The organism is Halosimplex aquaticum, assembly GCF_028747785.1.
Taxonomy (GTDB): Archaea; Halobacteriota; Halobacteria; order Halobacteriales; family Haloarculaceae; genus Halosimplex; species Halosimplex aquaticum.
In genome coordinates this window covers 4,381,105-4,406,073 of sequence record NZ_CP118158.1, presented here as the reverse complement: position 1 = coordinate 4,406,073, position 24,969 = coordinate 4,381,105, and the positions used below count along the sequence as shown (strand labels likewise).

Annotated in this window: 27 protein-coding genes; 12 read left to right on the top strand and 15 right to left on the bottom strand. The window is 69.1% G+C overall.

Annotated features, from left to right (window positions below; all coding sequences use genetic code 11):
* Positions 1-160: 160 nt before the first annotated feature.
* From rad50 to PSC72_RS21750, 3 genes are all read right to left on the bottom strand, one after another.
* Positions 161-2,860 (bottom strand): DNA double-strand break repair ATPase Rad50, encoded by a 2,700-nt coding sequence (gene rad50 / locus PSC72_RS21760; protein ID WP_274323525.1) that lies wholly within the window; start codon positions 2,858-2,860, stop codon positions 161-163.
* Positions 2,857-4,254: a DNA double-strand break repair protein Mre11 gene (gene mre11, locus PSC72_RS21755; RefSeq protein WP_274323524.1), complete on the bottom strand. Its 1,398-nt coding sequence runs from the start codon at positions 4,252-4,254 to the stop codon at positions 2,857-2,859. Before mre11 ends, rad50 begins: the two co-directional genes overlap by 4 nt.
* A 165-nt stretch (positions 4,255-4,419) precedes the next feature.
* Positions 4,420-4,686: a MarR family transcriptional regulator gene (locus PSC72_RS21750; RefSeq protein ID WP_274323523.1), complete on the bottom strand. Its 267-nt coding sequence runs from the start codon at positions 4,684-4,686 to the stop codon at positions 4,420-4,422.
* 249 nt (positions 4,687-4,935) lie between these two features.
* Between PSC72_RS21750 and pan1 the strand changes: the two genes are divergently transcribed.
* Positions 4,936-6,147: a proteasome-activating nucleotidase Pan1 gene (pan1, locus tag PSC72_RS21745; RefSeq protein WP_274323522.1), complete on the top strand. Its 1,212-nt coding sequence runs from the start codon at positions 4,936-4,938 to the stop codon at positions 6,145-6,147.
* Between the two features lie 15 nt (positions 6,148-6,162).
* On the opposite strand, the gene PSC72_RS21740 is transcribed toward pan1, so the two are convergent.
* On the bottom strand, positions 6,163-6,396 hold the full coding sequence (locus tag PSC72_RS21740) for a hypothetical protein (RefSeq protein WP_274323521.1): 234 nt from the start codon (positions 6,394-6,396) through the stop codon (positions 6,163-6,165).
* A 126-nt stretch (positions 6,397-6,522) separates the two neighbouring features.
* On the opposite strand from PSC72_RS21740, the gene PSC72_RS21735 reads away from it, so the two are divergent.
* Positions 6,523-6,663, top strand: a complete 141-nt coding sequence (locus PSC72_RS21735) for a hypothetical protein (protein ID WP_274323520.1) — start codon at positions 6,523-6,525, stop codon at positions 6,661-6,663.
* A gap of 73 nt (positions 6,664-6,736) precedes the next feature.
* Here PSC72_RS21735 and PSC72_RS21730 read toward each other — a convergent pair whose 3' ends face one another.
* Complete coding sequence (locus PSC72_RS21730; protein ID WP_274323519.1) at positions 6,737-6,934, bottom strand: DUF5800 family protein; 198 nt, start codon at positions 6,932-6,934, stop codon at positions 6,737-6,739.
* 136 nt (positions 6,935-7,070) lie between these two features.
* On the opposite strand from PSC72_RS21730, the gene PSC72_RS21725 reads away from it, so the two are divergent.
* The 3 genes from PSC72_RS21725 to PSC72_RS21715 all read left to right on the top strand — a co-directional run bounded on the left by PSC72_RS21725 (position 7,071) and on the right by PSC72_RS21715 (position 9,869).
* A complete protein-coding gene (locus PSC72_RS21725; protein WP_274323518.1) occupies positions 7,071-8,300 on the top strand; it encodes a polymer-forming cytoskeletal protein in 1,230 nt (409 codons plus the stop codon).
* An 86-nt stretch (positions 8,301-8,386) separates the two neighbouring features.
* Entirely contained in the window at positions 8,387-8,587 is a 201-nt protein-coding gene (locus PSC72_RS21720) for a hypothetical protein (protein ID WP_274323517.1), read from the top strand.
* Positions 8,588-8,687: 100 nt separating this feature from the next.
* Positions 8,688-9,869, top strand: coding sequence for a redox-regulated ATPase YchF (locus PSC72_RS21715; protein WP_274323516.1), 1,182 nt, complete (start codon positions 8,688-8,690; stop codon positions 9,867-9,869).
* Positions 9,870-9,929: 60 nt separating this feature from the next.
* Here the strand turns inward: PSC72_RS21715 and PSC72_RS21710 are convergent, their stop codons facing one another.
* Positions 9,930-10,235, bottom strand: a complete 306-nt coding sequence (locus tag PSC72_RS21710; RefSeq protein WP_274323515.1) for a hypothetical protein — start codon at positions 10,233-10,235, stop codon at positions 9,930-9,932.
* A gap of 86 nt (positions 10,236-10,321) precedes the next feature.
* On the opposite strand from PSC72_RS21710, the gene PSC72_RS21705 reads away from it, so the two are divergent.
* Both PSC72_RS21705 and PSC72_RS21700 read left to right on the top strand, forming a co-directional pair.
* Entirely contained in the window at positions 10,322-11,077 is a 756-nt protein-coding gene (locus tag PSC72_RS21705; protein ID WP_274323514.1) for a DNA-3-methyladenine glycosylase, read from the top strand.
* 59 nt (positions 11,078-11,136) lie between these two features.
* Positions 11,137-11,553 (top strand): hypothetical protein, encoded by a 417-nt coding sequence (locus PSC72_RS21700; RefSeq protein ID WP_274323513.1) that lies wholly within the window; start codon positions 11,137-11,139, stop codon positions 11,551-11,553.
* 17 nt (positions 11,554-11,570) lie between these two features.
* Here PSC72_RS21700 and PSC72_RS21695 read toward each other — a convergent pair whose 3' ends face one another.
* From PSC72_RS21695 to PSC72_RS21685, 3 genes are read right to left on the bottom strand one after another with little or no spacing between them, the layout of a single operon-like run.
* Complete coding sequence (locus PSC72_RS21695) at positions 11,571-12,023, bottom strand: DUF7124 domain-containing protein (RefSeq protein ID WP_274323512.1); 453 nt, start codon at positions 12,021-12,023, stop codon at positions 11,571-11,573.
* A gap of 54 nt (positions 12,024-12,077) precedes the next feature.
* Complete coding sequence (locus tag PSC72_RS21690) at positions 12,078-13,142, bottom strand: guanosine monophosphate reductase (RefSeq protein WP_274323511.1); 1,065 nt, start codon at positions 13,140-13,142, stop codon at positions 12,078-12,080.
* A 60-nt stretch (positions 13,143-13,202) separates the two neighbouring features.
* On the bottom strand, positions 13,203-14,057 hold the full coding sequence (locus PSC72_RS21685) for a UbiA family prenyltransferase (RefSeq protein ID WP_274323510.1): 855 nt from the start codon (positions 14,055-14,057) through the stop codon (positions 13,203-13,205).
* A gap of 146 nt (positions 14,058-14,203) precedes the next feature.
* Between PSC72_RS21685 and PSC72_RS25650 the strand changes: the two genes are divergently transcribed.
* Positions 14,204-14,764: a lycopene cyclase domain-containing protein gene (locus PSC72_RS25650; protein WP_382261824.1), complete on the top strand. Its 561-nt coding sequence runs from the start codon at positions 14,204-14,206 to the stop codon at positions 14,762-14,764.
* Positions 14,765-14,790: 26 nt separating this feature from the next.
* Here PSC72_RS25650 and PSC72_RS21675 read toward each other — a convergent pair whose 3' ends face one another.
* The 3 genes from PSC72_RS21675 to PSC72_RS21665 form a co-directional block, all read right to left on the bottom strand.
* Positions 14,791-15,162, bottom strand: a complete 372-nt coding sequence (locus PSC72_RS21675; protein ID WP_274323509.1) for a hypothetical protein — start codon at positions 15,160-15,162, stop codon at positions 14,791-14,793.
* Positions 15,163-15,349: 187 nt separating this feature from the next.
* Positions 15,350-16,252: a hypothetical protein gene (locus tag PSC72_RS21670; RefSeq protein ID WP_274323508.1), complete on the bottom strand. Its 903-nt coding sequence runs from the start codon at positions 16,250-16,252 to the stop codon at positions 15,350-15,352.
* Between the two features lie 63 nt (positions 16,253-16,315).
* Complete coding sequence (locus PSC72_RS21665) at positions 16,316-17,437, bottom strand: pyridoxal phosphate-dependent aminotransferase (RefSeq protein ID WP_274323507.1); 1,122 nt, start codon at positions 17,435-17,437, stop codon at positions 16,316-16,318.
* 226 nt (positions 17,438-17,663) lie between these two features.
* Between PSC72_RS21665 and PSC72_RS21660 the strand changes: the two genes are divergently transcribed.
* Complete coding sequence (locus PSC72_RS21660; RefSeq protein WP_274323506.1) at positions 17,664-18,311, top strand: DUF6517 family protein; 648 nt, start codon at positions 17,664-17,666, stop codon at positions 18,309-18,311.
* Positions 18,312-18,625: 314 nt separating this feature from the next.
* Here the strand turns inward: PSC72_RS21660 and PSC72_RS21655 are convergent, their stop codons facing one another.
* Both PSC72_RS21655 and PSC72_RS21650 read right to left on the bottom strand, forming a co-directional pair.
* Entirely contained in the window at positions 18,626-19,789 is a 1,164-nt protein-coding gene (locus PSC72_RS21655) for a thiolase family protein (RefSeq protein WP_274323505.1), read from the bottom strand.
* A 105-nt stretch (positions 19,790-19,894) separates the two neighbouring features.
* The gene (locus tag PSC72_RS21650; protein WP_274323504.1) at positions 19,895-20,047 is read right to left on the bottom strand and encodes a hypothetical protein; all 153 of its coding nucleotides are present in this window, start codon (positions 20,045-20,047) and stop codon (positions 19,895-19,897) included.
* A 128-nt stretch (positions 20,048-20,175) separates the two neighbouring features.
* Between PSC72_RS21650 and PSC72_RS21645 the strand changes: the two genes are divergently transcribed.
* Positions 20,176-20,841 carry a GNAT family N-acetyltransferase gene (locus PSC72_RS21645; protein WP_274323503.1) on the top strand — a complete coding sequence of 222 codons (666 nt, stop codon included), beginning with the start codon at positions 20,176-20,178 and terminating at the stop codon, positions 20,839-20,841.
* A 72-nt stretch (positions 20,842-20,913) separates the two neighbouring features.
* Positions 20,914-21,615, top strand: a complete 702-nt coding sequence (locus PSC72_RS21640) for a metallophosphoesterase (protein ID WP_274323502.1) — start codon at positions 20,914-20,916, stop codon at positions 21,613-21,615.
* A gap of 353 nt (positions 21,616-21,968) precedes the next feature.
* Here PSC72_RS21640 and PSC72_RS21635 read toward each other — a convergent pair whose 3' ends face one another.
* Positions 21,969-23,231, bottom strand: a complete 1,263-nt coding sequence (locus PSC72_RS21635; protein ID WP_274323501.1) for an NAD(P)/FAD-dependent oxidoreductase — start codon at positions 23,229-23,231, stop codon at positions 21,969-21,971.
* A 117-nt stretch (positions 23,232-23,348) separates the two neighbouring features.
* Between PSC72_RS21635 and PSC72_RS21630 the strand changes: the two genes are divergently transcribed.
* Positions 23,349-24,545: a threonine synthase gene (locus PSC72_RS21630; RefSeq protein WP_274323500.1), complete on the top strand. Its 1,197-nt coding sequence runs from the start codon at positions 23,349-23,351 to the stop codon at positions 24,543-24,545.
* Positions 24,546-24,969: the final 424 nt, after the last annotated feature.

Sequence of the window (24,969 nt, the reverse complement as noted above, 5' to 3'; positions counted from 1 at the left end):
TCGCGCGGTCAGCAGCCGTCTTCGCGGATGGAGTGAGTGGCCCACGTGAATCGAGCGACCGTCTCGATCTCGGCCGGGATTCGCAGGATCGCGGCCATCGTGAACTTCGAATCGGGGGTCCCGGAGGGCTCGAACGCGTCGAGTCCCCGAATCCCGTCGTTCAGTCGCCGGCCCCGACGACTTCGGCGAGTCGGTCCTCGGGCTCCTCGCGGACGACCGTGGAGCGGTTCGTCGTCGAGTCCTTCTCGACGCGGACGAGGTCGTCTGCGGCGCCGACGAGTTCCTCGTCGTGGCTGACGACGAGGATCTGCTCGACGCCGTACTCCCGCATCGCCTCGACGAGCTCCACGAGCTGTGAGACGTGCCCGGAGTCCAGGAAGACGGTGGGCTCGTCGAGGATGAGCGGCGGCATGGGCGCGGTGCCCTCGATGCCCTCGGCGAGCAGGCGGTAGATGGCACAGCGGAGGCTCAGGTTGAACAGGGCGCGCTCGCCGCCGGAGAGCTGTTCGGGGTCGAGCGGTTCGCCGTCCTTCTGGTAGACGGTGAGTTCGTACTCGCCGGAGAGCTCGATGCGGGCGTAGGAGTCGTTCTGGTAGACCAGATCGAAGATCTCGTTGAGCATCGCCTGCAGGCTCTCGACGTTGCGCTGGCGAAGCTCCGCGCGCAGGTCGCCGTACATCCGCTGGAGCTGCTCGGTCTCCTCGTACAGCGAGTCGAGCCACGCGACGCGCTCGGCGAGGTCGTCGCGGCGCTCGCGCAGCGATTCGAGCTCCTCGATCTCGTTCTCGACGCCGCCGATGGCCGACTGGAGGTCGTCGCGGCGCTCGCGCAGCGATTCGAGCTTCGCGTCGGCCTTCTCGACGTAGTCGGAGGCGGTCTCGCGCTGCTCGCGGGCCTGCTCGATGCGGTCCTCGTCGAACTCCTCCTGGAGGTCCGACCGGCGCTCGCGCTTCTCGACGAGGCGCTCGCGGCGTTCGTCGTTCGTCTCTTCGAGGTGCTCGCGGCGCTCGCGCAGGCGCTCGATGGCGTCGGTGGCGTCCGCGACGGCGTCGAGCAGGTCCTCGACGCGCTCCAGGCGCTCGCGCCGCTCGCGGATCGTCCCGCGCTCTTTGTTGATCTCCGCGACGCGCTCGCGGCACTCCTCCGCGGCGTCCTCGCGCTCGGCTGCCTCTTCCCGCTTCTGCTCGGCCTCGGCTTCGAGTTCCTCGGCCTCCTCGCGGAGCTGCTCGATCTGCTCGACTTTCTCCTCGACGGTCGCCTCGCGCTGCTCGACGAGCTGCTCGACGTTCGAGCGGTTCGTCCGGCACTCCCGAATCTCGGACTCGGTCTCGACGAGGTCCTCCGCGCGTTCGAGCCGGTCTTCGAGGGCCGACTGCCGCTCGCGGGCCTCCGCGAGGTCGTCCTCTAACGCCGCGAGGCGCTCGCGGTCGTCGTCGATGGTCTCGACGTGCGGGGAGTCGTCGACGTCCTGCCCGCACTCGGGACACTTGCCCTGATCGAGGAGTTCCTCGGCCTCCTCGATCTGTTCGCGCCGGTTCTCGACGTCGGATTCGAGCCCCGCGACCGTCTCGCGGGCCTCGCTGAGGTCGTCGGCGACGTCCTCGCGGAACGACGCCGCCTCGCCGAACTCGACCGGCGCGTCCTCGAACGCCGCTTCGAGCGCCTCGACGCGCTCGCCGAGTTCGTCGATCTTCTCGCGGCGGTCCGCGAGCGACTCGCGAGTCTCGGCCACGTCGGACTCGAACTCCGCGGCCTGCTCGCGCCGCTGCTCGGCCTGCGATTCGAGGTCCTCGGCGCTCTCCCGGAGGTTCTCGGCCTGATTCGTGTGTTCGGTCACCGCCGAGGTGACCTCGTTGAGGTCCGACTGCAGTTCGTCGTCCCGCTCGGCGAGCGCGTCGAGTCGGTCGTCGACCGCGTCGGGACTCGGCGGGTCCTCGGCGTCGCCGTCGAGTTCCGTTTCGGGAAGCAGTTCCCCGAGTTCATCGCGGCGTTCCTCGCGGGTCTCGCGATGGTCACTGATCGTCTCGGCCAGTTCCTCGCGGTCGCGTTCGGTCTCGGATATCTGCTCGCGAAGGTCCTCGATGTCCGATTCGAGGGACGCGAGTTCCTCGCGTTTCTCCTCGTAGCTTTCGAGGATCTCGACGGCGCGGTCGCGCGTCTCGACGGCCTTCTCCCGCTGTTCGTCGAAGCGGTCGATCTCGGCGGCGACCTCCTCGTGTTCGCTCTGCAGGTCGTTGAGCCGGGCGTGGAGCTCCTTCTCCTCCTTGGCCTCGATCTGCTCGTCGAGCTGCGAGAGGGCGCCGCGCTTGTCGTCGCGGACGCGACCGACGCCGACGCGGGCGTCGCTGGCGCGCTCGCGGTAGTCTTCGAGCTTGCCCAGCTGGAGGAGCGAGTCGAGCATGTCCTGGCGCTGGGCGGGCGAGGCGTTGATGAGCTTGTTCACCTCGCCCTGGCGGACGTACGCGCAGTTGACGAACGCCTCGGCGTCCATGCGGAGGAGGTCCTCGACGTAGGCGCGGACGTCGCGGGCCCCCTCGATCGTCGCGTCCGGCGCTTCGAGGACGCACTTCGCCGTCGTCGGCTGGTCGCCGGTCGCGCGGACGCGCCGCTCGACGTGATACGAGTCGCCTCCGTGGGCGAACCAGAGTTCGACCTCCGTGTCGTCGGCGCCGATGGTGACCACGTCGCCCAGGTTACCGTCCAACCCCTTCGAGCCGTACAGTGCGAAGAACGACGCCTCCAGCAGTGACGACTTCCCGCTGCCGTTGAGTCCGTGGATGACCGTCACGCCGCGGTCGAGGCGCAGGTCCGCGTCGTCGTAGCACTTGAAGTTCGAGAGCCTGACGCGCTCGAACCTCACAGGTACTCACCCATCGTTGCCTGGTCTTCCGGGTCCTCGTCCGGCGGTTCGCCCTCCTTCGTCGACGTGTCCGTTTCAGCCGATACGTCCACCTCCGCCGACGCGCCCGTTTCAGCCGACGCGTCCTCGCCTGGTTCACCGTCGGCGCCGGCGGAATCGCTGTCCGCCGTCGGTTCCGGATCCGCCGTGGATTCGCCTTCGTCGTCGCTCGATCGACCCGATCCTCCGTCGCTCCGCTCGTCCGACTCGTCACCCGCATCGCTCTCGTCGGGGCCGAGGTCGGCCGCGGCGAACTCCGCGGGGTCGCCGGCCTCGACTAGGTCGGCGACCTGCGACTCGACCTCCTCGGCGACGTTCGAGTCGGCGATCTTGCTGGCGCGGACGGTCTCGTCGAGCGAGCGTGCGGCGCTGCTGAGGCCGAGTTCGCGCACGCGCTCGCGGACGGCGTCGTCCGGGTCGGCGAAGGTGACCTCGCGTTCGGTCTCCTCCGGCGTCTCGCGGCGGTCGGTGACCCTGGCGACGAGCGCGCCCCGTTCGAGCGCGAACTCCTCGACCGCGGCGGGCGTGACCGGTTCGCCCTCGCCGTCGATGGTGACGACTACCACCGCGTCCTCGATGTCGTACTCGTCGACGCGCTGGCGGACGCGCTCGACGCCCTCGCCCTCGCCGAGTTCCAGGTCCACGAAGACGAACTCGCGGGTGTCGAGGCCGCGTCGGCGGATGTCCACGTCGCCGTCGAAGGTGACGAGGTTGTATCCCCGCTCGGCGCGCTCGGTGGTGCTCGTCCGCTCGGTCGACCCGCAGTAGGTCACCCAGGTGCCGTCGACCTCGGCGGTGTCGGCGTGGTGGTTGTCGCCCAGCAGGAGCGCGTCGAACTCGACGTCGGCCGCGTCGAAGATCTCCCGCGGGTCCCACTCGCCGAAGTCGAACGGTTCGAACAGACCGTGGGTGACCAGCGCGGCGTGGTCGCGGTCGTGGGCGTCGCAGTCCATCTCGAAACCCTCGCGGCGCGAGCGAGGGACGAAGTCGAGGCCGTAGAAGGCCGTGTCCCCGACCGCGACCGGTTCGGGACCGAGGCGGGTGGCGAGGCCGAGCGACTCGAAGAGGTCCAGCCACTGGGCGTCTCGTTTGCCCTCGTGGTTGCCGACGATCGCCAGGAAGGGCACGTCGGCGTCGTCGAGGGTGCGCAGGACCGAGAGCGTCCCCATGATGTCGTCGAGGGTCGGCCGCCGGTCGTGGAAGAGGTCGCCGGCGTGGACGACCGCGTCGACGTCGTCGGCGACCGCGTCGTCGACCACCTGCCGGAACGCGTCCAGATAGTCCCGTTTGCGCTCCGGCCGGTGATACTGCCGGTAGCCGAGGTGGGTGTCCCCGGTGTGTATCACGCGCGTCATCTGTCACCGGGTACGAAACCCCCGCCTAAAGAGGTGTCGCGAGCGCGGTGAAAGTGTTCTCGCACGGTACGGTCGGACTACCGGACGAACCGGGCGACTCCTGCGGAAAAACGGTCGAGTTCGGGGCGACTCGAAGCGAGCGAGGACCGCTCGCGTCCGCCTCGATCACTCGATGTCGAGCGTGTAGATGCGCTTTCGCGCGTCGGCGAAGGAGAAGCGAGAGCTGACGACGTCTACGTCCTCGAGGCGGTTGAGGGCGTAGCGGACGGTCCGCGGCGGGAGGAGGGTCTCTTCGGCGAGCTGACTCTGGGTCAGTGCGTCGTTGTACTCCAGCGTCTTCGCGACCAGCTTGGCGCTGGGCGGCAGGTCGCGGACGGCGTCCCAGCCGTCCGCCGCCGGCGATTCGGGTTCCGCAGACTCGGGCGTGCTCATCTCACCTTCCGCTTCTGGATACAGCCTAATAATATTTCCCGTTTCGAATTATTACCTCGGAGAATCAATCGGCAAGAACCGCGGCGCGGTAGGCACGTATGCGGCCAGAATATGTCCAGTGGTAACAAGTAACTAGAATTTGGGGAGTGAATCGAGATACAGCACCGGAGGCCCCGCAGAACTGCCGGAACGGCAAGCAACCCGAACGACCCGAAACCTCTTATTATCTCATCCGCTAGCAGGGGTGTAATGACCGACACCGTGGACGAGGTGGACCTGCCGTACGACGACGACGCCTCCCAGCAGGACAAGATCGAGGCGCTCGAAGAGCGCCTCGAGGTCCTCGAATCCCAGAACGAGGAGATGCGCGACAAGCTCCTCGACGCGAACGCCGAGAACAACAAGTACCAGCAGAAGCTCGAGCGGCTGACTCACGAGAACAAGAAGCTCAAGCAGTCGCCGCTGTTCGTCGCCACGGTGCAGGAGCTCACCGACGACGGCGTCATCATCAAGCAGCACGGCAACAACCAGGAGGCCATCACCGAGGTCACCGAGGAGATGCGCGACGACCTCGAACCAGACTCCCGCGTCGCCGTCAACAACTCCCTGTCGATCGTCAAGAGCCTCGAAGATGAGACGGACGTCCGCGCCCGCGTGATGGAAGTCGACCAGTCGCCCGACGTCACCTATCAGGACATCGGCGGCATCGAGGACCAGCTCGAAGAGGTCCGCGAGACCGTCGAGATGCCCCTGGAGAACCCCGACATGTTCGAGCAAGTCGGCATCGACCCGCCGAGCGGCGTCCTGCTCCACGGCCCGCCCGGCACGGGGAAGACGATGCTCGCCAAGGCCGTCGCCAACCAGACCGACGCGACGTTCATCAAGATGGCCGGCTCCGAGCTGGTCCACAAGTTCATCGGTGAGGGCGCCAAGCTCGTCCGCGACCTGTTCGAACTCGCCCGCCAGCACGAGCCCTCTGTCCTGTTCATCGACGAGATCGACGCCATCGCCGCCAAGCGGACCGACTCCAAGACCTCGGGCGACGCCGAGGTCCAGCGGACGATGATGCAGCTGCTCTCGGAGATGGACGGTTTCGAGGACCGCGGCGAGATCCGTATCATCGCCGCCACCAACCGCTTCGACATGCTCGACCGCGCCATCCTCCGCCCCGGCCGCTTCGACCGCCTCATCGAGGTGCCCAAGCCCGACGTCGAGGGCCGCGAACAGATCTTCCGGATCCACACCCGCGACATGAACCTCGACGAGGAACTCGACTTCGAGAAGCTCGCCGACCTCACCGGCGAGGCGTCCGGTGCCGACGTCAAGGCGGTCTGCACCGAGGCCGGGATGTTCGCCATCCGCGACGACCGGACCGAGGTCCGCATGCAGGACTTCCTCGACGCCTGGGACAAGATCCAGGCCGAGGAAGACGACGAAGACGTCTCGCGCACGTTCGCCTGAACGGCGACCACTCGTCTACTCGGCTCCGGTTCGCCCGTCCATTTTCTGGTCGACGAACGCGTTCACCTGTCTGAAGAGGAGCACCACGCTGAGGAACGCCGTCACGAGCGCGACGGCCAGTCCGGCGACGCCGCCGCCCCGCATTCCGAGCGACAGCGCTCCGATTCCCGAGAGAACGCCCGCCTGGACGAACCAGAAGAACGAGCGGGCTACCACGCCCCAGTCGTGTGAGTCAGTCCGACGTGTCATACTACAACCACTATCGGCGGGTAGTTATCGGTTCCCCTGTCGCGGAGCCGAGCGGTGCGTCCGGGCTCTCGGTAGCGCGGTGTGGCAGGCACTAACGGTTAAGGACGACGCGTCCGAGGACGACGTATGAACGCGCGTGAGCAGTTCGACCATCCGGCGTGGGTGACGGCGGCCGCCACGCTCGTCAGCTACGGGCTGATCTTGCTGTTCATGTTCGTACTGCTGTTCGTCGTCCCGTATCTGGTCTACACGTCGGTCGTCGCCTGATCGACGCGGCAGAGAGCGACACGACGTGAGCCGACGCGGTGGGGACCGAGACGAACCTGACCCGCAGGAGGGTTCAGTTCACGATGTCGGCGATCCGTCGCGCTTCACCCGAGGGCGAGGCGTTCTTCTCGACCAGTCGCAGGACCTCGTGGTCGGTGACCTCGGGATAGGGCTTCTCGGTCGCGTCCTCGATGAGCGACTTCTCCAGGCGGAAGTCGTGGCCCTCGTAGACGACGTCGACGCCCTGCTCGTCGAAAGAAAGTACCGTCATGGCAGCAGGTAGGCCGTCGCCGAATAAATATCTGGAGGTGTCGCCGGCGGGCCCACACCGGCACCGTCAGACACGCGTCAGACGTCCGTCGTGCACGGTGTCAGGGTTTATTACCACGGAAATCGCTGATCGGAGTGTGCCGATCCGCTCGGACCCGCTCGACGAACTGACAATCCCAGACGGCACCACGGTCGAGGAGCACGACCTGGTGACCGACGGCGACGTGATCGTCGGAGGACAGAGCACCGTCGAGTTCGGGGTCCGCGGCGACGACGTGATGGCGGGCGAACGCGTGACGTTCGGCGGCCACATCGAGGCCGAAGGCGACTGTCGGCTGGACATGTGGAGCGAAGTCGCGGAGGACGTGCTCGTCGGTGGCGACGCCTACCTCGGCGAGCGCGCGCAGGTCGGAGGCGAACTCAAGGTCGCCGGCAACGTCGACATCGGGGACGACGTCGACATCCAGGAGAGCTTCGAGGCCAGCGGCCACATCGTGATCCGAAACCCGATGCCGACGGTCGTCTTCCTCGTGGTCTACCTCTCGCAGCTGCTCCGCATCGGCGAGGAGGAGGCCGCCGAGGACCTGGCGAGCCAGCTGGTCGAGGCCGACGACGCGGAGGACGAACCGATCGTCATCCCGCGCGGGGCGCGGGTCAGCGACGACGCCTGGCGCGTCTCGACGCCCGCGCGCATCGGCGACGACTGCCGCCTGCACGGCAACATCCGCGCCGAGACGCTGACCGTCGGCGCCGACAACACGATCTTCGGGAGCCTCCGCGCCCGCGGCGACGTGGTCGTCGGCGAGGAGACCGAGATCAAAGGCGACGTGACCACCCGCAACGGCGACGTGTCCGTCGCCCGGGGCGCGACGGTCTGGGGCGACATCTCCGCCGAGGACGTCGAACTCCACGAGCACGCCATCGTCGAGGGGAAGATCCGCGTCAGCGGCGAACTCACGCAGGTCCGCGACGCGCTCGGCCCCGAACGTCCCGACGACGAGGCCGAAGGTGACGACGCCGCGGACGCCGAGACCACCGACGACGAGACCGACGAGAGTGACGACGAAGCCGCGGACACGGAGGACGAACCGGCTGATCCCGACGACGGGACGACCGAGGCCGATACCGGCGAGCCGGACGACGAGACAGCCGAAGTCGTCGCCGACGAGACGGCCGGCACCGATGCCGACGACGGCGAATCTGTCGACGGCGCAGGCGAATCCGACGACGAGGCGAGTCCGGCCGTCGAGAGCCGCGACGCCGTCGAGGCCGAACTCGACGGCGTCGTCCCGATGATGGGCGGGCGACCCGACTACAGCGAGAACGGCCACGACGAGGACGCAGAGGTCGTTCCGGACGCCGACTGACGCCGCCTCGCCGCAGCCCGCCGTGTTCGCGCCCCTGTCATCTGAGAGAGGAAACTACTTTGTAGAGTCGTTGTATCTGACAGGACATGGGTTACGGGTCGAAGCTCGTGCAACGGGTACCGCTGTTTTTCCTCCTCATGGGTCTGGCAGCGTTCGGAATGGGCAGAAAGGCATCGCGGACGAACGCGGGAGGGGAGATCCCGGACTGGGTCGGCTTCCTGTTGATCGGCGGTGCGGTCGCGCTGTGGGTCGTGATCAACGTCGTCGTCGGCGTCGGGTCCGAGTAGACGCGGCGGTCGTCGCCCGCGCGGCCGCAGGCCGACCGAGCGGGGTCGTCGCCGGTCCAGGGACCGAAAGCGGCTTTTCGCGGACCGCAGTAGAGAGAGTATGCTCTCTATCGCGCTTGCCGGCAAACCGAACGCCGGCAAGTCGACCTTCTACAAGGCGGCGACGATGGCCGACGTGGACGTGGGTAACTACCCGTTCACGACCATCGACGCCAACCGCGGCGTCACTCACGTCCGCACCGAGTGCCCCTGTCTCGACCGCGAGGACCGCTGCGGGCAGGAGAACTGCCACGACGGCAAGCGCTTCGTCCCCGTCGAACTGCTCGACGTAGCCGGACTGGTTCCGGGCGCCCACGAGGGCCGCGGCCTCGGCAACCAGTTCCTCGACGAGCTGTCGAACGCCGACGTGATCCTCCACGTCGTCGACGCCTCCGGGGGGACCGACGAGGAGGGCGAACCCGTCGAAGTCGGGGAACACGACCCCGTCGAGGACCTGCAGTTCATCGAGGAGGAGATGGACCTGTGGCTGGCGAGCATCGTCGACCGCAACTGGGAGTCCATCGAGCGCGCCTCCCGCTCGCCCGACTTCGACATCGACGAGGAACTGGCGGATCTCCTGACCGGCGTCGGCGCGACGGAACTCGACGTGGCGCGCACCTTGCGGGACCTGGAGTACCCAGAGGACCCCATCCAGTGGACCGACGACCACCGCGAGGAACTGGCCAGCGAGATCCGGGCGCGAACGAAACCCATCGTCGTCGTCGCCAACAAGGCCGACGTGGCGCCGCCCGAGAACCTGCAGGCCCTCAAGGAGCGCAACGAGGCCACCATCCCGACGACCGCGGACGGCGAGTTGGCCCTGCGGAAGGCCGCCGAGGCGGGCGTCGTCGACTACGATCCGGGCGACGAGGACTTCGAGATCGTCGGCGACCTGAGCGACCAGCAGGAACGGGGCCTCGAACAGATCCGCGAGGTGATGGCGGAGCATGGCGGGACAGGCGTCCAGCAGGCGCTCGACACCGCCGTGTACGATGTATTGAACCAGATCACAGCGTATCCGGTCCAGGACGAGACCCACTGGACCGACGGCCAGGGGAACGCCCTGCCCGACGCGTTCCTGCTCCAGTCGGGGTCGACGCCGAAAGACCTGGCCTACGCCGTCCACTCGGACATCGGCGACGGCTACCTCCACGCCGTCGACGCGCGGAAGAACATGCGGATCAGCGACGAGGAGGAACTGGACGAGGGCGACGTGATCAAAATCGTCTCGACGGCCAACTGACGCGCGCGCCGCGGCCGCGGTGGACCGTGAGTTCGCTCGGTCAGTCTACACCACTCCGGGTCACTGCGAGCTATGCTCCGAGTGCGTGTCCGCGCCCTCGGGGTTGTTGACCGCTCCGAGATCGACCCGGAACGTGGTGCCGTCCGACGACTCGACGCGGTCGAGGTCCGCGGCGTCGACCGGGTGAGTCTCCGTCGGGTCGTCCCAGCCGATCGATCCTCTGGCGGGCACGTCGTCGAGTTCCGGTTCGGGGTCGACGAGCGCCGTGTTTCCGTCGACGCCGGCGACGGTACCTATCTGGGTCCCTTCGGTGTCGACCACCGGTTCGCCGACGTCGTCTTCGGAAAGCGGTTGCTGGTCGGTCACGATCGTCCTTCGGGCCGGCGAGGCAAAGATGCCCGGTCGAGAGCGATCGAGCGATACACGTCGCTCGCGCGCCAACGGCGATCCAGATGCCGACGCCGCGTACGCCCGACGAGTTCGCCAGCGGCGAGCCGCTCACAGCAGAGGACTTCCGCGACGAAGCCAGACACCTCGCGCCCGCCCTGCTGGGGACGCTCCTGCTCGTCGACCCGCCGACGGAGTCGTCCGAATCTACCGTCGAGCCCGGCCCCGGCGCGGCCGGCGAGTCGTCTGACGGTCCCGTCGGGGGGCTGATCGTCGAAACAGAAGCGTACGTGAACGGCGTCGACCCGGCGGCGCACCTCGCGGCGGGCCGCACGCCGCGGACGGCCACGTTCTTCAGCGGTCCGGGGACCGTCTACGTCTACGCGATCCACGGCCACCACGCGCTCAACTTCGTGACCGTCAGCGACGGGTACCCGGAGGGCGTCCTCGTGCGCGCGCTGGAGCCGACCCACGGCCTGGAAACCATGCGCGAACGCCGCGGCTTCGACGACCCGGGGAAGCTGACCTCTGGGCCCGGACGCCTCACCGAGGCGCTCGGGATCACCACCGGCGAGTTTGACGACAGATCGCTGGAAGACACTCGCCTCGCCGTCTACGAGACGGATCTCGACCCCGAGATAGCCGTCTCCGGACGCATCGGGGTCTCCGAGGCCGCAGATTGGCCGTTGCGGTACACCGTCGCTGACAACGAGTTCGTCTCTCGGCCGGTCCCGGAGGACGAACCGCTCGACCACGACGCGGTCGAGCGGTGTTACGACCGGCTCGCCGCGGAGGAAAGCGATGCGCACGCCCTCGATTAGCGCGGAGACCGAACCGGTACGCCAACACCGACAACTTCGCCGGCTCCGAACGCCGGTCCATGTCAGAACGCAGCGAGGAGCCTGCCGAAACCGTCCCTCCGGCCGCGCTCCGGCCCAGTCAGCTCTACGTCAGCGCCGAGAAGCTCTCGACGGTCTTCGACCGCGTGGACGGGCCCGACCACCAGTTCGGCCCGCTTCCCGTCTACGAGTTCGACAGCGAGCGGCACCTGACCGACGGCCACACGCGCGCTTTCGCGGCGTATCTCACGGGGGCCGACGAGGTGGCCGTCGAATACGACGAGGACCTGGCCGCGGAACACGACCTCGGGCTCTACCGCGAATGTATCTCGTGGTGCGAGGAGGAGGGCGTCGAGCGCGTCTCTGACTTCACCGGTCGCGTACTGGCGCCCGACGAGTACGAGCGGCGGTGGCTCGACCGGTGTTCCCGGGCGGCCGAACGGCTCGGAGACGGCTGACCGTCCGACGGCGCGAATCAACGGTCGGAACTACCGGACAGCGCGGCCGAGAGGCGCGAGAGCAATCGACCGACGAGGCCAGGTTCAGACTGGTCCGACTGTTCGAGGTCCCACCCGGCCGCGTCGGCGACGTCGCTCGGGCGGCGGAACTCCCACCCGGTCGCGTCCGCGATGCGGCGGTCCTCGGGGGTCGTCCCGACGAAGACGTGCCGCGGCGCGTCGCTCGACTCGCGGATCCCCTCCATCGCGAGCCAGATGTCGCGGTCGCCGAGTTCGAAGTCCTGGAGGAGGTCGTGCTCGGCGACGAAGTCGGCGACCGCGTCGGTGTCGTTGGAGACGACGCCGACGTAGCGACTCCACTCGCGGGCGTCTTCGAACACCGCCGCGGGCTCGGCGAACTCGCGGATCGCATCGAGCTCGAACGCCAGCGTCATCTCGCCGCTCCGTCCGTCCTCGGCCTCGACGCTCATGGACCAGTGTTCGACGGCCGGCGTGAAAACGAATTGGGCGCCGTCGCTCGCGGTTCAGTCGTCGACGACGACGGTCTCCCAGTCGTGGTCGCCGTGGGCGCCCTCGCGCTCCTTGGCGGCCTGGTCGACCTTGATGAACTCGGCCTTCTCGCGGGCCTCGGGGATGGTGTGGCCGCCGCAGTAGGAGAGGCCCGATCGGATGCCGGCGCAGAACTCCTCGGCGACGTCCGCGAGCGGGCCCTTGTACTCGGTGAAGCCCTCGACGCCCTCGTCGGCGTCGATCTCCGACTCGGCGTCTTCCTTGTCCGAGCGGTCCTCGGCGGCGGCGGTCGTCGCCATGCCGCGGGACTTCTTGAATCGCTCGCCGTCGATCTCGACGATCTCCGGTGGCGTCTCCTCGGTCCCGGCGAAGAGGCTGCCCATCATCACCGTGTCGGCGCCGGCCATGAGCGCCTTGACGGCGTCGCCCGACGAGCGGATGCCCCCGTCGGCGATGATCGGGATCCCGAGGTCCTCCGCGGCGTCGGCGCAGTCGTCGACCGCGGTCAGTTGCGGGACGCCCGCGCCGGCGACGCGCCGGGTGGTGCAGTGCGAACCGGGGCCGATCCCGACTTTCACGCAGTCTGCGCCCGCGGCGTGTAGGTCACGAACCCCCTCGGGAGTGGCGACGTTCCCGACCACGAGGTCCGTGTCGGGGAACTCCGAGCGGAGGCGCTCGACGGTGTCGAGGCAGCGTTCGAGGTGGCCGTGGGCCACGTCGACCATCACGCAGTCGACGCCGGCGTCGACGACCGCGGCGCTGCGGGCGACGGCGTCCTCGGCGATGCCGACCGCGGCGCCGACTTGCTGGCCGGCGTCGGCGACCTGTTCGACGGCCGCGGCCTGTTCCTCGACGGTCATGAAGCGGTGGATCGTGCCGAACCCGCCGGCGCGGCCGATCGCGATCGCCGCGTCGGCGCCCGTCACCGTGTCCATGGGCGCCGAGAGGAGGGGCGTCTCCAGTTCGATGTCGGGAGTCAGGCGCGTCGAGAGGTCGACGTCGCTCCGGCTGTCGACGGGCGACCGCTGGGGGACCAGCAACACGTCGCCGTACGAGAGCCCGGTACGCAGGTTTTCCATGCCGACACCACTCTAGCCGTTCCCGAAGTAAAACCCTGCTGATCCGGGAACTCGCGGCCGTCACCCCAGCGGTCGGAACCACACCGCGGCGACGAGGACGGCGAGAAAGAGGTACGACCCCCTGATCAGCAGCATCGTCGCGAGCTCCGGTTCGGCGCGGCGGGCGACCAGCGCGACGACGCCGAAGACGAGCGACGCGAGGCCGGCGCTCGGCGGGATGCCGCGCAGGCCGAGCGCCAGGAGCACGACCGCGACCATCCCCGTGGCCATGAGGGCGTAGGCGGCCCTGTAGGCGCCCCGCGGGCCGAGCACGACCGCGACGGTCCGCTTGCCGATCGAGCGGTCGTAGTCGTAGTCCTGGGCGTCGTCGACGACCTTGATCCCCGAGAGGAAGAGGAGGAACACGCCCGCGAGCCCGAGGACGGCCGGCGTGAGTTCGCCCGCCTGGGCGTAGTATCCGCCGAGGAGTGCAAGCGCGATGCCCGTCGGGTAGCCCGCGGTGGCGCCGACGGTGTGGGTGTCGAGTTGCGGCGCGTGGAAGTACCCGAGCGCCCACGTCGGCGCCGTGATCGCGACCGCGCCCGGACCGGAGGTGACCCAGATCCCGACCAGCGCCGCGAGGAAGCCGGCTGTCGAGCCGAGGAGCGCCCGGCGACAGGCCGACGCGGAGAGAGGGTGGTCGTCGTCCTCGCCGCGGACGTGGAAGTCGACGTAGCCGTCCTTCACGTGGGCCGTGTAGACCGCGAAGAACAGGGCCACGACGTGGAGCGCGGCCGCGGCGGGCGCGACCTGCCCGGCGAACACCGCGCCGAACAGCGACGCGGCCAGCGGCGGCAGCATGAACACCGGATGGACCTGCGAGAGCAGGGCTCGCGCGACCTCCTCGCCCCCCCGGGCGTGCGTAACATCCCCCATGTTACACGGGAGGGTCGGGAGCCCCTACGTTCTTTCGTCGCGTCAGGTTTACAGGTCCGGTGGCACCGCCGTTCGAGAGGAGAGCCCGACGCCGCCGAAGTGGTGCTCACCCGGCCGCTCATGTGCCTGGCACCGCTTGGATCGGTATGGATCGCGGACGAACGCGTCGGTTCGCCTGGGGGCTGTTCGGCCTCGGCGTCGTCGTCCTGTGGCTCACCGTCGGCGGGCTCGTCGGACCCGTCGGCGGACTCGCCGCGGCCGCGTACTTCGTCCCGGCGCTCCGGGTTCGGACGGAGTCGGCCGGACGAGCGACCGCCGAACTCGCCGTCGCCGCCACGGCCGGGCTCGGTCTCTTCGTCGTCGCGATGTTTCGGCCGCTCGCCGGTCTCCCGCTGCCCGAAATCAGCGTTTTCGGGCCCTATACGTACCTCGCGACGGAGGTCGCGTTCGGGGCGCTCGCGTTCGCGCTGCTCGCGCGGGCGGGCCGAGGGGAGCTTCGCCGAGCCGGCGCCACGATCGCCGCGATCTACCCGCTCGCGTACGTCTGGGACTGGTACACGCTCGAAGTCGGCGTGTTCGCCATCCCGCTCCGGACCGGTGTCGAGTTCGCCGGGATCCCGCTGGAAGAGCACCTGTTCATGGTCGTCGTCCCCGCGCTGATCCTGGGAGTCCACGAGACGCTGAACGAGCGGGAGGCGGGCGCGTAGCGCCCACCGTGCGGACTGTCGCGAACTCAGACCAGGTTGTCGTCGTCGAAGACGAACGCGGAGACGTGCGACGCGAGGCGGCGAGCGTCGGACTCGGTCTCGGCGTGGAGTTCGCCGGCGTGCGGCCCCGTTTCGCCGCCGACGGACTCCGTCTGGGACCGCGGGTCGACCTCGATCGAGTACGACCGGAGCGAGCGCACCTGTTCGCGCAGCTTCCGGAGGGCGGTCTCGGACAGTTCGCTGTCGAGGTGCTGGAGGTCGTAGCGGACGACGAACCCGCGTTCCGCGTCGCGGACGGCGACGACCGGCAGCCCGCGGTCCGCACAGCGGTCCCACAGCGTCTGTCCCTCCGCTTTCGTCTCGTAGACCGGGACGTTCGACGGGGCCAATTGATCCATTGCCAGCGTTTGGGTCGGGAGGTCCTTCCGTATTGCGCCCGCGACGCCCGGGCTCTGGTCGGCCCCCGACATGTCGGCCTCCGTCGTGTCGGCCCGGTCACTCGAACGCCGTTCGGGAACCCGTCGAGTCGGCGTCGTCCCGCCGAACCGGTCAGCGGCGAATCGACCAACTACCCCTCACTCTGGCTCAGACCGCACCGCTCAGGATCGCCGCGACGCCGAAGCAGACGAGCGCGAGCGAGGCGCCGGTGGGACCCGCTCTGACCCGACGGCGGAGCTGTCGACGGACCGTCTCGCCCGAGCGGTCGGCAAGGACCGTTCCGGGGCCGCCGATCGCCGTCCGCCCGTCGGCCGTCCCGAAGACTGTCACGCTGTCGCCCGGTTCCACGCGGGCCTCCTCGTAGATACGTGAGCGATCGGGGTCGCCGAGGCCAGCGTCGGCCGCGTACTCGGCCACGTGCTCCGAGACGCCGTCGCGTTCGCGGGCGACGAAATCCGACCGCGACGGCCGACCGCCGACCGGCCACACGTCGAGCGCCGCGTCGCTCGGGTTCACACAGACTCGCTCGGTGTCGGACTGGACCACGAACGCTGTTCCGCCCGAATCGCGGTGGATCGGTGGCGGTCCGCCCTTGCGGAAGACCCCGGAGTGCTCGCGGACCCGGACCGCCCACGCGAGACAGGGCTCGCCGCTCAGCGGGGCCCGAACCGTCTCGTCACCCTCGGCTGCTGCGACGCCCGCAACGAACTCACCGGCGCGGAGTCGGCGGTACCGGCCCAGGTTGCTCAGGGCGAGCGCGACGCAGAACAGACCGACGCCGAAACCGACGAGCGCGAGGTTGGTCGGTATCCAGAACGGTTCGCCCTCGTCAGGAATCCCACCGACCGCGCCGATCCAGGCGAACCCGGTGAAGAAGACCAGCATCGCCCCGAACCCCGTCCAACGGCCGATACCGAGCGGCCGGGCGATCATCCCGACGCGTGCGGAGAGGTTCAGGTACCTGGCGAAGACGTATCCGAGCGCCGCCGTCGGGATCAGCACGAACGCCATCGCGACCGCGACGACGACAGTGACGAGATCCGGCGCCATCACCGGGGATGGCCCGTACACCCGCAAAAATCCGGCGGGTCGTCGGCGCTCACCCGCGGCGCGTCACTGGACGGCGTCGTACGCCTCGCCCATGATATCGAGCGCTTCCCGGAGCGTCTCGACGTCGACCGCGTAGGAGATGCGGGCGTAGCCCTCGCCGTGCTCGCCGAAGGCGTCCCCGGGGACGACCACGACGCCGCGGTCGATCACCTCGTCGACGAAGCCCTCCGGCACTTCCGGCATCGCGTAGAACGCGCCGTGGGGCGTCGGGCAGTCGAGGCCGATGTCCGCGAGGCCGTCGAGGAGGACGTCGCGGCGCTCCTCGAACGCCGCCACCATCTCGTCGACTGGTTCCTGCGGGCCCGTGAGCGCGGCCTCGGCGGCGTACTGCGCGGCCGCCGTCGCGCAGGCCTGGCCGTACTGGTGGACCCGGAGCATCCGCTCGATCCGGCGGTTCGAGCCGGTGACCCACCCGAGCCGCCAGCCCGTCATCGAGTAGGTCTTCGAGCAGGCGCTCACGACGACGACGTTGTCGGTCTCCGCGAACTCCAGCGGCGAGCGGTGTTCGCCCTCGAAGACGATGTGCTCGTACACCTCGTCGGAGATGCAGAGCACGTCGTGCTCGTCGGCGATGCGGGCGAACTCGCGCATGTCCTCGGGCGACTGGACGGCACCGGTCGGGTTGGCGGGGCTGTTGACGATGAACGCCGCCGTGTCGTCGGTGATGGCCTCCTCGACGGCCGCGGGGTCCATCGTGAGGTCGTCGCGGAGTCCGACGGGTCTGGGTTCCCCGCCCGCGAGATGCGTGAGCGCCTCGTAGGAGACGAATCCGGGGTCGGGGAAGATCACTTCCTGCCCCTCGTCCACGTGGGCTTCGAGCGCGATGTGGAGCGCCTCGCTCCCGCCCGCGGTGGCGATGACGTCGTTGGGGTCGACGTCGATGCCGCGGTCCTCGGCGTAACGGCCGGCGATGGCCTCGCGGAGCGACTCGGTGCCCTTGTTCGAGGTGTAGCCGTCGGCCTTCCCCTCGCGGATCGCCTCGATGGCGCCCTCGCGGGCGTGTTCGGGGGTCGGGAAGTCCGGCTGGCCCAGGCCGAGGTTGATCGCGTCTTCGCCCGCGGCCTCGAAGACCTCGCGGATCCCGCTTATCGACACCTGCTCGACCCGGTGAGAGAACTCCGTCATACCACTACCGCCGGCGCGCTCCCCGATAATTCTTGAGGGTCCGCGTCCGCCGTCCGTCCAACGCCTGTGTCAGGATCCCCGCACAGGAAATTTCAAATACACGACCGATACGACGAAACCATCTCCCAAGTGACGGCAGAATAGTCAACTGAACGCATCTATCAACCATCTGTCTCCCGTGTCACGGAGCGTCACACTTACCCGTGTTCTGATACAATAGCGCTCCATGTACATGCGACAGGCGCTCGTCGCGCTGGCGGTCGTCCTCGCGACGGTGACGGCCGGGTGCGGCTTTCTCACCGGACAGAAGCCGCTCACCTTCAGCGCGGAACCGGCGACAGTGAGCGACGACGTCCAGTCGGACACCGGGTACGAAGAACAGGCCGTCAACGAGTCGGTGGTGACGCGCAACGTTAGCGCCGCCGGGCAGACCAGACAGGTCGAGGTGACCAACCAGCAGGCGCGCTACGAGCGGGCGGTCGACCTCGGTCCGCTCGGGTCCCAGCGCGCCGCCGTGTTCGTCACCTTCGCCAGCCCGGAGGTCGAGGCCGTGGGGCAGACGTTCAACCCCATCTCGGACATGAGCACACGAGATATCCTCCAGCAGTTCGAGTCCCAGTACGAGGGACTCACCGTGGGCGACCACGTCGAGAACCGGAGCGTCCGCGCGCTCGGGCGCCAGCGGACCCTCCAGAAGTACGAGGGGACCGCGACACTGGCCGGGAGCGAGGTCGACGTGTACGTCCACGCCGCGAAGTTCAGGCACGGTGAGGACCACATCGTCGCCGTCGGCATCTATCCCCAGCAGATCGACGGCGAGGAGGAGAACGTCGTCGCGCTCTTGCGCGGGGTAGAACACGACAGCGGCGAGTAACTGTCCACACCGCCTGCTCGGCCCGGTCGAGCGGGTCAGAAGAGTATTGACAACACGACGAGAGCGGCGATCAACAGTAGTAATCCCAGCAGCAGGCCGCCCCCGCTGACAGATGTGGGCCTGGGATTCTGCGTGGTCTCCGTGGAGAGCGGGCCGTTGGAACCAGGGTCCGTACCTCACAGACGGAGACGAGCACGTATGTATCCTCGTTCGCGGCCCGGGAAACGCGTGTTCGGCCGTCAGCGCGAAAGCAACGCCATCACCGCACCGCCGCCGACGCTCACTCGCGACGCCGCCGGCAGTCCTACAGCGCCTCACCGCGACAACAGCATCATCACCGCACCGCCGCCGCCGACGCTCATCCCCACCACTCCGTAGTCGTGATCCTCCCGGACCATCGCGTGAGCGATCGTCGTCGCCAGGATGCCGCCGCTGGCGCCGATGGGGTGGCCGAGCGCGACCGCGCCGCCGAGCGGGTTCAGCCGCTCCTCGGGGATGCCCAGTCGGTCGCGGACGTAGACGGTCTGGGCGGCGAAGGCCTCGTTGACCTCGTAGTGGTCGACGTCGTCGACGGCCAGGTCGTTCCGGTCGAGCAGTTTCTCGATGGCGTCCCCGACCGCCTGCGAGAACTCCGCCGGGTCTCGGTAGGCGACGGCGTAGTCCTCGACGTGGACCATCGGCCCCAGTCCGCGCTCCTCGGCCGCCTCGGCGCTCGCGAGCAAGACGCCGCCCGCGCCGTCTGCGAGCTTGGACGCGTTGCCGGGCGTGATCGTCCCGTCCTCGCTGAACGCGGTCGGAAGCTCTGCGAGCCTGTCGAGAGAGGTGTCGGGGCGCGGCCCCTCGTCCTCGGTGACGAGGCGGTCGCCGGCTTCGACGGGGACGAGTTCCTCGGCGAATCGACCCGCCTCGATTGATTCGGCGGCCCTGCGGTTGCTCCGCAGCGCGTACCGGTCCTGGTCCTCGCGAGAGATGTCGTACTCGTCGGCGAGCGCCTCGGTGAGGTCGCCCATGTGCGCGTCGTAGCCCACGTCCCAGAGCGCGTCGAAGATCATCGAGTCGACCAGCTCCGCGTTGCCGTGGCGGCGGCCCTGGCGCATCTCGCGGACGAGGTACGGCGCGTTGGACATCGACTCCATGCCGCCGGCGACGGCGACGTCGACCCGGCCGGCGTCGATGCGGTCCGCGGCGAGCATGATCGCCCGCAGTCCCGACCCCGACGCCTCGTTGACGGTCGTCGCTGGCGTGTCGTCCGGCAGTCCCGCCTCGACGACGGCCTGGCGCGCCGGTACCTGCCCCACGCCCGCCTGGACGGCGTTACCCAGGCCGACCCAGTCGAGGTCGTCGGGATCGACCCCCGAGCGGTCGACGAGGTCTTCGAGTACCGTCGCGCCGAGTTCCGGCGCGCGCACGCCCGAGAGCGACCCGAGCATCGCTCCGTGGGCCGTCCGCGCCCCGTCGACTATCACGACGTCTGTCATGTGTGTCGGGCGGTTCGTCCGCCCGCACTATCGGTCTTCCCCCGGCCGTCGCAGTCGGTCCCGGCCGTCAAAGTTGGTTCCCGGCCTGTCCCGGGCCGCCGAGCGTCACTCCTCGGCGACCTCGCGCAGGTCCGAGATGTGGTCGCGCAGCACGGTCAGCGTCGCGTCGGCGTCGGCGTATCCCTGGTCGTACTCTCCGAGCGTCGTGTCGGTCTTGTCGAGGAACTCCTCGACCGCCGTCTGCAGGTCGTCGGTCATACGCGTCCGTCGGCGCTCCGCCGGTAAAATACCCCTGCGTCGGTCGGGCCGCGGGAACCGACGCCACCTGCGATAACGGGTATCACACCCGGGAAAGCGCTTTTCCGGTGGCCCGCTCGGATAGGTGTATGTCCGATCTCTTCCCCGAGCGCATCGAGACGGAGCGACTCGTCCTCGAAGCGGCGACGACGGAGACGCTCGACCCGCTCGACCAGTACGAGTACGTCCGCGAAGGCGCCCCGCACATCGACGAGATCACCGAGTACGTCACCTGGACGCCCCACGAGACGCCGAAGGAGACCGAGGAGTTCCTCGAACAGATCACCGAACAACGCGAGAACGGAGAGGGGGCGACCTACGCGATCCGGCCCAAACCGGGCGAGGACGGCGAGGCGCGGAGCGCCTCGGAAGATTCGAGCGGTGACCAGCGGGAACCGCGAGACGGCGCCGGCGAGTTCGCCGGTTTCACCGGGATCTCCGTCGACTGGGACCGGCAGACGGCGACGTTCGGCGCGTGGCTGCGCAAGCGCTTCTGGGGCCGCGGCTACTCCGGCGAGCGCGCCGCGGCGCTCATGGAGGTGGCCTTCGACCGGTTGGATCTGGAAGCCGTGGTCGTGACGGTCTTCGACGGGAACGAGAAGTCCTACAAGGCGGTCTCGCGCTATATCGAGGCCCACGGCGGCCACCGCGAGGGGCTCCTGCGGAACTTCCAGGTCACCATGGACGGCTCCGTCGCCGACGTCCACCGGTTCACCGTCACGGCCGAAGAGTACCGCCAGGCGACCGGGGAGTGACCCGGTCGCCGTCGGTCGACGACGCCGGCGGGTGCGTCAGGTCTTTGCCCGCCCGCGTCCGAGTGGTGAGCGATGGACCCCGAGTACCGCGACCGGGCCGTCTTCGTCGACGGAACGCTCGTCCTCGCGGATCTCCACTTCGGGAAGGCGGAGGCCTCGACGGTCGAGTTCCCCATCGGCGCCGGCGATGACTGCGTCGAGCGGCTGGAAGGCCTGCTCGACCACTTCGACCCCGACGAGGTGGTTCTGGCCGGCGACGTGTTCCACTCGTTCAGCTCCGTCCCGGACAGCGCAGACGCGGCGCTCTCTGGGATCTCCCGCGCGGTCCGCGGATCGGGGGCTCGCCTCGTCGTCGTCGAGGGGAACCACGACACGATGCTCGGCGACGCCTACGCGGGCGACCTGCACGACGAGTACGAACTCGACACCGAGGGCGACGATACCGTCGTCGTGACCCACGGCCACGAGGAACCCGAGACGCCCGCCGACGCCTACGTCGTCGGCCACGACCACCCCGCAATCGAGATCGAGGGGCAGAAGCGCCCGTGTTTTCTCGTCGGTGACGGCGCCTATCGCCGCTCGGACGTGCTCGTGGTTCCCGCGTTCAATCGACTCGTCGAGGGGCTGTCCGTCAACGGCCGCGTCGGGACGTCGCGGCCGGAGCTGTCGCCGATGGTCACTCGCATCGCGCAGTTCCGTCCCGTCGTGTTCGACGCCGAGAGCGAGGAAGTGCTGACGTTCCCCCCGCTCGGCCAGTTCTCCCGGATGTTGTAGGCGTTGTATTTTCTGGTGACCGTCGAGAGTCTTCGACACGTTCGCTAGCGGCAGTGACTACAGAGACTGCTGAGAGTTGAAAGCCCTCGGCGCGCTCGCGGTCGCTGAGTCGGATATCCTCGCTTCGCTCGGATAGTGCCGACTCAGGCGACTGTATAAACGCGACCGCGCCTCGCCCTTTCAGTCCGCCAGGGACGGCAGGACAGCCACCGAACGGCACCGCAGACGGCCTCACGCCTCCCCAACCGATTCGCTCGGTCACTGCGTTCCCTCGCTCACCCCTCGCGCGGCTACTGTCGCGGCATGAACGCCGCGACAGCGCGCGCCACGTCTTCCGGATGATCGAGCTCCCCTCAGATCTCGCCCGAGACGGCGTCTGCCGCGACCTGACCGCTCTCCAGCGCGCCCTGTATCGAGGACCACTGCGTGTAGTCGCCGGCGAGGTAGACCGAGCCGTCCGGGTCGTCGACCGCGGGCAGGTCGTCGCGGAAGCCCGGCGGCTGGGCGAACTGGGCGAACTCGACGCGGTCGGTGGCGACGAGTTCGAGGTCGTCGAAGCGGTGTTCGGGGTACCAGGTGACGAGCGCGTCCCGGACGGCCGTGGCGAGTTCTTCGTCGCTCCGGTCGGGGTCGCCGAGCGTCGTCGCCGAGAGCAGCGCCTTCCCGTCGGGGGCGTACTCCGGCGCGACCGTCGAGAGCGGCGCGACGGTGTTCGGAGCCCCGCCGCTCGCGTTGAGGACGATCCGGTATCCGGTATCGAGCGAGCGGTGCTCGCGCGTCGAGAAGTACTGGGTGACGCATCCGAGCGCGTCGGTCGGGATCGACTCGACGCCCGTCAGGTCCGTCGCGCTCCTGGGGTCCGTGGCGACGACGACGGCGTCCGCGTCGACCGTCTCACCGCCCGCCTCGACGGTCGCGCCGCCCTCGTCGCCTTCGACCCCGGAGACCTCGATACCGGTCTCTATCGTCGCGCCGGCCGCTCGGGCGCGGTCCGCGAGTTGAGCGGGAACGGCTCCCATGCCGTCGGCCGGGACGGCGGTGCTCCCGCGAGAGAGCATCGAGAAGGTGTAGCGGAAGACGCCGGCGTCGGTCGACAGCGAGCGGTCGAGCGTGATGCCGCCGTAGAAGGGCGCGGCGAAGTTCTCGACGAACCGGTCGGAGAACCCCCGCCGGTCGAGGTAGTCGCGGATCGACTCCTCGGGCCCGTCGAGGAGCGTCTCGGGGTCCGCGTTCCCGAGTTCGCGGCGCAGCCGCAGGACCCGGAACTTGTCGCCCAGGGTCACGTCGGGGTTCATGGCCGATTCGATGGCCGCGAACGGGGCCCGGAAGGGATCGGCGAGCGTCGAGCGGTGGTCCGGCCGGGCGATGGTCGCGCCGGGGGCGAACGTCCGCAGGTCCAGTGCATCGAGGTCGAGTTCCTCCCGGACGGCCGGGTAGGCGGAGAAGAGCACCTGGAAGCCGCGGTCGAGGGTGAACCCGTCGACCTCCCGCGAGCGGACGCGCCCGCCCACCTCGTCGCGGCGTTCGAACAGCGTCACGTCCGCGCCCTCAGCGGCCAGGCGCCGTGCGGCGACCAGGCCGGCCAGTCCTCCGCCGACGATGACGACGTCGCTCATATCTCCACCATGGACCGGTCCCACAAAACGCCCCGTGTCTCCGTCCCGCGGCGCCTTGGACCCGCCGTGCGCCGGCGAACGGACAGTGATTAGTCGATGGCTTCCCCCGATTCGGACATGGAGACCACTACGTCGCTCGACGGCCTCGCCTGCGTCGACTGCGATGCCGTCCACGACCCGGCGGACGCCCCGCGCCGCTGTCCGGACTGCGGAGGGATCCTCCGGCCGACCTACGACCACGGCGCGGTCGACGTGACTCGGGAGTCGCTGGCCAGCGAGCGCTTCGACGGCGTCGCCCGCTTCGCCGACCTACTCCCGTTCCCCGCCGACTCGCTCGTCACGCTCGACGAGGGGACGACGCCGCTCGTCCCCTGCCCGGCGTTCGCCGACGAACTCGGCGTCGGCGCCGTCTACGTGAAAGACGAGGGGGCAAATCCGACCGGGACGACCGCCGACCGCGGGGCCGCCCTCGCCGTCACCGCCGCGCGGGAACACGGCGCCGAGAAGGTCGCGCTCCCGACCACGGGCGACGCCGGCCAGAGCGTCGCCGCCTACGCCGCCCGCGCGGGCCTCGACTCGGAGGCGTTCGTGCCGACGCGCTCGACGTTCGTCGCCAAGGCGATGACCAACGTCCACGGCGGCGACATGAGCGTCGTCGAGGGCCGTTACCCCGACGCCGTCGAAGCCTTCGAGAGCGCGATGGCGGACGACGACAACGCCGACTGGCACTCGCTGGCGCCGTTCGACACCCCGTATCGCCACGAGGGCGCGAAGACGCTCCTGTTCGAAGTCGTCGAGCAACTCGACTGGGAGGTCCCCGACGCCGTCGTCCATCCCACCGGCCACGGCCACGGCGTCGTCGGCAGTCACATCGCCGCCGAGCAGCTCAGAGAGTCCGGACTGGCGGAGGAGGCGCCCGCACTCCACGTCGCTCAGCCGGAGGACTGCGCGCCCGTCGTCGCCGCCGACGACGCGGGCGAGGACGACACGGAGGTCTGGGAGCGCCCGGACACCCTCGTCGGCGCGCTGGAGGTCGACGACCCCGAGGGCGGCGCGCTCGCGCTGGACGCCGTCCGCGACACCGGCGGGTGGGCCGTCGGCGCCAGCGACGACGACGCCCTCGAAGCGGCCGTCACGCTCAACGCGGAAGGCGTCGAGGTGAGCGCCACCGGCGGCGTCGGCGCCGCTGCCGCCCAGGAACTCGCCGAGGGCGGCCACCTCGGGAGCGACGACGTCGTCGTGCTCGTCAACCCCGTCGCCGGCAACAAGGAGAACGACGTCCTCCGGAGTCACCTGATGCGGAAGGGCATCTGAGCGGACGCAGACGGACTGATTTTCCGGGTGGCGCGCGCTGTCGCGAGTCTCGTCTTCCTCGTGAGCGAAGCAAACGAGGGTCAGCGAGAGCTTCGCTCTCGCCAGACGCGACAGTACCGTGCGAGGTCTTCGTGAGCGAAGCGAACGAAGGCTCGAAAGACGAGCGCAGCGAGCGAAGGAATCGGCAAGGGAGGCGTGAGGCCGTCTGCGGTGTCGTGCGGTCGCGGCGTTGCTGTTGTCCTGGCGGACTGAAAGGGCGAGGCTTGGTCGCGGAGTCTGCGCGGGCCACTATCCGAGGGAGCGCCAGCGACCGAGGATATCCCGCACAGACCCCGCGAGCGGCCGAGGGCTTTCATCGCCTGCTGTCTCCTGTGCCGGGATCAACTGCTAGCGAGCGGGCCGAGCGCTTTCACCGCTTGCCGTC